The organism is Sulfuritalea sp., assembly GCF_031426875.1.
Taxonomy (GTDB): Bacteria; Pseudomonadota; Gammaproteobacteria; order Burkholderiales; family Rhodocyclaceae; genus Sulfuritalea.
This window is the reverse complement of sequence record NZ_JASJPC010000052.1, coordinates 47,908-54,151: the sequence shown is the minus strand read 5'-3', so window position 1 is coordinate 54,151 and position 6,244 is coordinate 47,908. Positions and strand designations below refer to the sequence as shown.

6 protein-coding genes are annotated in these 6,244 nt (G+C 65.3%); all 6 read right to left on the bottom strand.

Annotated features, from left to right (window positions below; translation table 11 throughout):
- Positions 1-68: 68 nt before the first annotated feature.
- Complete coding sequence (locus tag RMO95_RS20545; protein WP_310452544.1) at positions 69-1,253, bottom strand: O-succinylhomoserine sulfhydrylase; 1,185 nt, start codon at positions 1,251-1,253, stop codon at positions 69-71.
- The gene (purF, locus tag RMO95_RS20540) at positions 1,250-2,791 is read right to left on the bottom strand and encodes an amidophosphoribosyltransferase (RefSeq protein ID WP_310452543.1); all 1,542 of its coding nucleotides are present in this window, start codon (positions 2,789-2,791) and stop codon (positions 1,250-1,252) included. The genes RMO95_RS20545 and purF overlap by 4 nt, the downstream gene beginning before the upstream one ends.
- Positions 2,792-2,909: 118 nt before the next feature.
- Complete coding sequence (locus tag RMO95_RS20535) at positions 2,910-3,401, bottom strand: CvpA family protein (protein ID WP_310452542.1); 492 nt, start codon at positions 3,399-3,401, stop codon at positions 2,910-2,912.
- A gap of 4 nt (positions 3,402-3,405) precedes the next feature.
- Positions 3,406-4,014: an SPOR domain-containing protein gene (locus tag RMO95_RS20530; RefSeq protein ID WP_310452541.1), complete on the bottom strand. Its 609-nt coding sequence runs from the start codon at positions 4,012-4,014 to the stop codon at positions 3,406-3,408.
- A gap of 54 nt (positions 4,015-4,068) precedes the next feature.
- Positions 4,069-5,376 carry a bifunctional tetrahydrofolate synthase/dihydrofolate synthase gene (folC, locus tag RMO95_RS20525; protein ID WP_310452540.1) on the bottom strand — a complete coding sequence of 436 codons (1,308 nt, stop codon included), beginning with the start codon at positions 5,374-5,376 and terminating at the stop codon, positions 4,069-4,071.
- Positions 5,376-6,236 (bottom strand): acetyl-CoA carboxylase, carboxyltransferase subunit beta, encoded by an 861-nt coding sequence (gene accD, locus RMO95_RS20520; RefSeq protein ID WP_310452539.1) that lies wholly within the window; start codon positions 6,234-6,236, stop codon positions 5,376-5,378. Before accD ends, folC begins: the two co-directional genes overlap by 1 nt.
- Positions 6,237-6,244 lie beyond the last annotated feature (8 nt).

The following is a 6,244-nucleotide window of genomic DNA, read 5'->3' as shown; positions in this document are numbered from 1 at the left end:
TGCTCGCGATAAGCCGTTGTCGCGAGCAAGCTCGCTCCTACATCCATCGGTTTCAGCATGTCTGCTTACTAGACCAGGCCGCGGGCCAGGTCGGCCTGCAGGTCGGCGGGACTTTCGAGGCCGACCGCAATCCGCAACAAGCCCTCGCCTATGCCCGAGGCGGCACGCGCCTCGGCAGAAATGCGACCGTGGGTAGTCGATGCCGGATGGGTGATGGTGGTTTTGGTGTCGCCCAGATTGGCGGTGATCGACAGCAGGCGGCAGTTGTCCACCACGCGCCAGGCTGCGGCGCGCTCGCCCTTCACCTCGAAGGAAACGATGGCGCCGCCGCTGGTCTGCTGCCGCATTGCCAGCGCATGCTGGGGGTGCGAGGCAAGACCTGGATAGAACACCCGCGCCACCTGCGGCCGGGCCTCCAGCCAGCGCGCCATTTCGAGCGCGTTTGTCGACTGCGCCTGCATGCGCACCGAGAGGGTTTCGAGGCCCTTGAGGATTACCCAGGCATTGAACGGCGACAGGCTCGGACCGGCAGTGCGCAGGAATTTGAAGATTTCCTCGGTCAGCGGTTTCGCCCCGCAGACCGCACCGCCGAGAACACGGCCCTGCCCGTCCAGGTACTTGGTGGCGGAATGGATCACCAGGTCGGCGCCCAGTTGCAGCGGGCGCTGCAGCGCCGGCGTGCAGAAGCAGTTGTCGACCACCAGCAGCGCTCTGCCGGCGTGGGCCACTTGCGCCAGTGCCGCGATATCGAAAACTTCGGTCAGGGGGTTCGACGGCGTCTCGATGAACACCAGCTTGGTGTTCGGACGCATTGCGGAGCGAAAAGCCTCGACCGTGCCGCCGTCGACAAAACTTGTCTCAACGCCAAAACGCGGCAGGATGTTGCCGAACAGCTGCTGCGTGGCGCCGAATATGCTGCGCGAGGCGACGATATGCTCGCCCCCGTTCATAAGCGCCATGACGGTGGACAGGATTGCCGCCATGCCGGTGGCCGTGGCGACGCAGGCCTCGGCACCCTCCAGCGCCGCCAGCCGCTCCTGCATGGTGCTGACGGTGGGATTGGTGAAGCGGGCGTAAACATTGCCCGGCTCCGCGCCGGAAAAGCGCGCCGCCGCCTGTGCCGCGGTATCGAAGACGAAGCTCGAGGTGAGGTAAAGCGCCTCCGAGTGTTCGTTGAACTGGCTGCGCTCCTGGCCGGCGCGCACGGCCAGCGTCTCGAAAGACCAGTGCGGATTTTCGTCCACCGGGCTCATCTCGACTGCACCAGATTCAGGTCGAGCTGTTCGCCGTCGGGGCCGTCGAAGCCGTCCTGGTCGTCCTGCTTCGGCAGCGGCGGCAGGTTGCGCTTGTCCTCCATGCTCTGCAGATAGCCCGCGCTGACGTCGCCGGTGATGTACTGGCCGTCGAAACAGGAAGTCTCGAACTGGGTCACGGTCGGATTGACCGATCGCACTGCCGCCTTGAGCGCGTCGAGATCCTGGTAGATCAGCGCGTCGGCGCCGATCTCGCGGCAGATTTCCTCGTCGTTGCGGAAGGCCGCGATCAACTCAGAGCGCGTCGGCATGTCGATGCCATAAACGTTGGCGAAGCGCACCGGCGGCGAAGCGGAGGCGAAATAGACTTTCCTGGCGCCGGCTTCGCGCGCCATCATGATGATCTCGCGGCTGGTGGTGCCGCGCACGATGGAATCGTCGACCAGCAGCACGTTGCGCCCCTTGAATTCCTGGCTGATGGCGTTGAGTTTCTGCCGCACGGATTTGCGCCGCGTCGCCTGGCCGGGCATGATGAAGGTGCGCCCGATGTAGCGGTTCTTGACGAAGCCCTCGCGGTAGGGAAGGTTCAGCCGCGCCGCCAGTTCCATCGCCGAATGGCGGCTGGAATCGGGAATCGGGATCACCGCATCGATCTCCAGGTGCGGCATGGTCAGGCGGATTTTGTCGGCCAGGTAGTCGCCCATCTTGGCCCGCGTTTCGTAAACGGAAATGCCGTCCATCACCGAATCGGGCCGCGCCAGATAGACGAACTCGAACATGCACGGGGCATGGAGGGTGCGCTCGGCGCACTGCCGGCTGACGAAGTTGCCGCGCATGTCGACCAGCACTGCCTCGCCGGGCTCGACGTCGCGCAGCATCTTGAAGCCCAGCGTGTCGATCGCCACGCTCTCCGAGGCAACCAGGTATTCGGTGCCTTGCGGCGTCTCGTTCTTGCCGATCACCAGCGGACGGATGCCGTAGGGATCGCGGAAGGCCAGCAGGCCGTAGCCGGCGATCATCGCCACCACGGCATAGGCGCCCTTGACGCGGCGGTGCACGCCGGCCACCGCCTTGAAAATCGTCTCGGCATCGACCTGGTACTTGGTCGACGCGGCCTGCAGTTCGTGCGCCAGCACATTGAGCAACACCTCCGAATCGGAGTTGGTGTTCATGTGGCGCAGATCCTGGAGGAACATGTCCTGCTTCAGCTGGTCGGCGTTGGTCAGGTTGCCGTTGTGCGCCAGCATCAGGCCGAAGGGCGAATTGACGTAGAACGGCTGCGCCTCGGCGGCATTGTCGGCCGAGCCGGCGGTGGGGTAACGGCAATGGCCGATGCCCCAGTTGCCCACCAGGTTGCGCATGTTGCGGGTACGGAAGACATCGCGCACCAGGCCGGAGCCCTTGTGCATGTGGAAGCGCCCGCCCTCGGCCGTGGCGACGCCGGCGGCATCCTGGCCGCGGTGCTGGAGCACCTGCAAGCCGTCGTAGAGCAACTGATTCACCGGCGTGGTGGCCACCACACCCAGAATTCCGCACATGGTCCTTCTCCGCAGGGCCGCCCCAAGGGGAAGCAGCCAAAACATGAAGCGGGCAGCGCCCGCGAACAATTATCGCCCCCTTCCCCGGGAAGGGAGAAGGGGAGATGCTCGTCTTTCTCTATCGAAACCGAATCCGTTTTGCCGCTTCCGGCGGCAACCAGGGTTTTGCCGCAATCACCACAGTCTCCAGCGGCGGCGCCAGCATCGCATCGCGCCACCACGCTTCCCTGGGTAACTGGGTCATACCCGCCACCAGCACCACCGCCAATACCACCAGCGTCCCGCGCAAGACACCAAAACCCGCACCCAGCAGGCGGTCCAGCAAACCCAGGCCAACCGCCTTCAGCATCAAGGAAATAAGCATGCGCGCGATTGCGAAGACCAGCAATACCCCGACAAAAACCAGCACATACGCCACCGGCAAGCGCAGGCCCGGTTCAGCGATATGCGCAGCCAGCCAGTTTGCCACGTCCGCCGCCGCGGCACGCGCCGCCAGAAAAGCCACTATCCATGCCGCCAACGCCAGAATCTCGCTGACCACGCCACGCCACAAACCCAACAGCACCGACGCCGCAATGATCGTCAGCACGGCGTAATCGAACACCGTCATCGCGCTACTTTGGGGCGACCGGGCCGTCCACGCCGATGATCTTGATTCTCGAACGCGCCTTTTCGGCGGCCTCCTGACTGGGGAAGGGGCCGGCCCGAACGCGGGTGCGCGAGCCCTGCGGCGAATCGAAATTCTCGGTGTAGGCCGGCACGCCGATGCCCTTCAGTTTGGCCAGCAGCAACTTGACGTTGCCGGTCTCCTTGTAGGCTCCGAGCTGCACCACCCACTGGCCGGAAGCTACTGGTGCCGGCTTGGCGTCGGCAGCGATTTTCGCCGCGGGTTTCTTGTCTGTCGCGGCTTTCTTCTCCGGCGGCGCGGACTTCTCGGCCGGCTTTGCCGCCGGGGCCGGCGCAGCAACGGGCTCGGGTTTGACCTCGGGCTTGGGTTCAGACTTGGGTTCGGTCACGGCTTCCGGCGCCGGCATCGGGCTTGCCACGGGCTTGCCGGGAATGACCTTGGCCGCAAGGCCGGTCGCGTCCTGGCTGGGAATGCGCACCTGGATGTCCTGATTCAGCGGCCGCGGCTCGCGATCCATCACCATCGGCAGAACCAGCACGGCAAACAGCGCCAGCGCGGCAGCGCCAACCAGCCGGCGGCGAGCGCGCTTCTTCAACTGCAAATCTGCGTCAGGCGACGTGTCTTGTTCCGCCATCGTGGTTACGCGTGGTTAGCTCTGGCGGCCAAGCGTTTGCAGGGCCGCAGCAACAGTGAGGAAGGATCCGAAGGCGAGGATTCTATCATCTTCGCCTGCGTGCTCCTGGGCAAAAGCGAGCGCTGCAGCGGGCGCGGCGAACACTCCCGCGACCTTCATTCCGCGGCTCTGCAAACGTTCGGCCAGAGAGTTGGCGCTGGCGGCACGGCGGCCTTCGAGGCTGCACGGCAGCCAGTGCGTGACCCGGTCGCGCAAGGCATCGATCACGCCGTCGATGTCCTTGTCGGCGAGCATGCCGAACACCGCCCAGGTATTGCGGTGAAAACTCATGTCACCGAGGTTGGCGGCCAGGACACGGGCCGCCTGCGGGTTGTGGGCGACATCCAGCACCACCGCCGGACGGCCCGGCAGAACCTGGAAACGCCCGGCCAGTTCAACCGTGCCCAGCCCCTGGCGGATGTCCTTCATGGCCACCGGCAAAGCCTGGTGCACGGCGTCGAGCGCGGCCAGCGCGCAGGCCGCGTTGGCCAGTTGCCGCTCGCCGCGCAAGGCCGGGAACGCCAACCCGCCGCGGCGCATGACCGCCTCTGGAGCGCCGGCCGCGCGGCCCCAATACAACCACTGCTGCTCCTGTTTCAGGTAGCCGAAATCCCGGCCCAGTATCTGCAATCGGGCGCCGATCGTTGCCGCGTGATCGGTCAGTGACAGGGGTGGCTGCGGATCGCCGCAGATGGCCGGAATTCCGCTACGGAAAATGCCCGCCTTCTCGCGTCCGATGGCCTCGCGATCGGCGCCGAGGAAATCCATGTGATCGAGGTCGACACCGGTGACGACGGCACATGCGGGTTGGTAGATATTGGTGGCATCCAGCCGCCCGCCGAGGCCGACCTCAAGGACGATCGCATCGAGTCCGGCGGCGGCAAAGACTTCCCACGCCGCCAGGGTGCCGAACTCGAAATAAGTCAGTGCAGCGTCGCCGCGTGCCTGCTCGACGCGAGCGAATGCGGCGCACAGGCCGGCATCGTCGACCGCGACGCCATTGACCCTGACGCGCTCGTTATAGTGCAGCAGGTGGGGAGAGCTATACAGGCCGACGCGGTAGCCGGCGGCGAGCAGGATGCGCTCCAGCATGGCGCAAGTCGATCCCTTGCCGTTGGTACCGCCGACCAGGATAAGCGGATAGGTCTCGCGCTGACCCAGCCGCGACTTGACCGCGGCGACCCGCTCCAGACCGAGTTCGATGCCGGCACTACCGCGCGGATGCAGCGCTTCGAGATGCGCCAGCCAAACATCCAGCCCGGCATCGGGCTGCAATTGCGGCATCAGGCGGCCGGGACGCGCTGCAGGAGTGTGATCAGCGATGCCAGCCTGTCACGCAGTTCGCGCCGGTCGACGATCATGTCGATCGCGCCTTTTTCGAGCAGGAACTCGGCGCGCTGGAAGCCCGCCGGCAGTGTCTCGCGTACGGTCTGTTCGATCACCCGCGGCCCGGCGAAACCGATCAGGGCGCCGGGCTCGGCAATCACCACGTCGCCGACAAAGGCGAAGGAGGCGGAAACGCCGCCCATGGTCGGATCGGTCAGCAGCGTGATGAAGGGCAGTTGGTGATGCGCGAGCTGGGTCACGGCGGCCGTGGTCTTGGCCATCTGCATCAGGGAAAACAGGCCTTCCTGCATGCGCGCGCCGCCCGAGGAGGTGATGCAGATGAAGGGCGACTGCAGTTCGATCGCCGCCTTGACGCCGCGCACGAAACGCTCGCCGACCACGGCGCCCATCGAACCGCCGAGAAACTCGAACTCGAAGCAGGCGATCACCACCGGCACGGTCTTGATCGCGCCCTGCATGACGACCATGGCATCGGCCTCGCCGGTATCCTCATTGGCGGCAGCCAGACGATCGATATAGCGCTTGCTGTCCTTGAACTTGAGCGGATCCATGGGTATGACTTCGGTGCCGATCTCGAAGCGTCCCTCCGGATCGAGCAACGCATCCAGCCTGACGCGGGCACGCAGCCGCAAATGGTGGGAACACTTGGGACAGACGTTCTGGTTGTTCTCCAGATCGGTGCTGTAGAGCACCGCCTCGCAGGCCGGGCACTTGGCCCACAGTCCCTCGGGGATCGACTTGCGTGCACCTTCCGAGCGCTTGATTTTCGGCGGCAGCAGCTTCTGTAACCAACTCATAGTCCCTC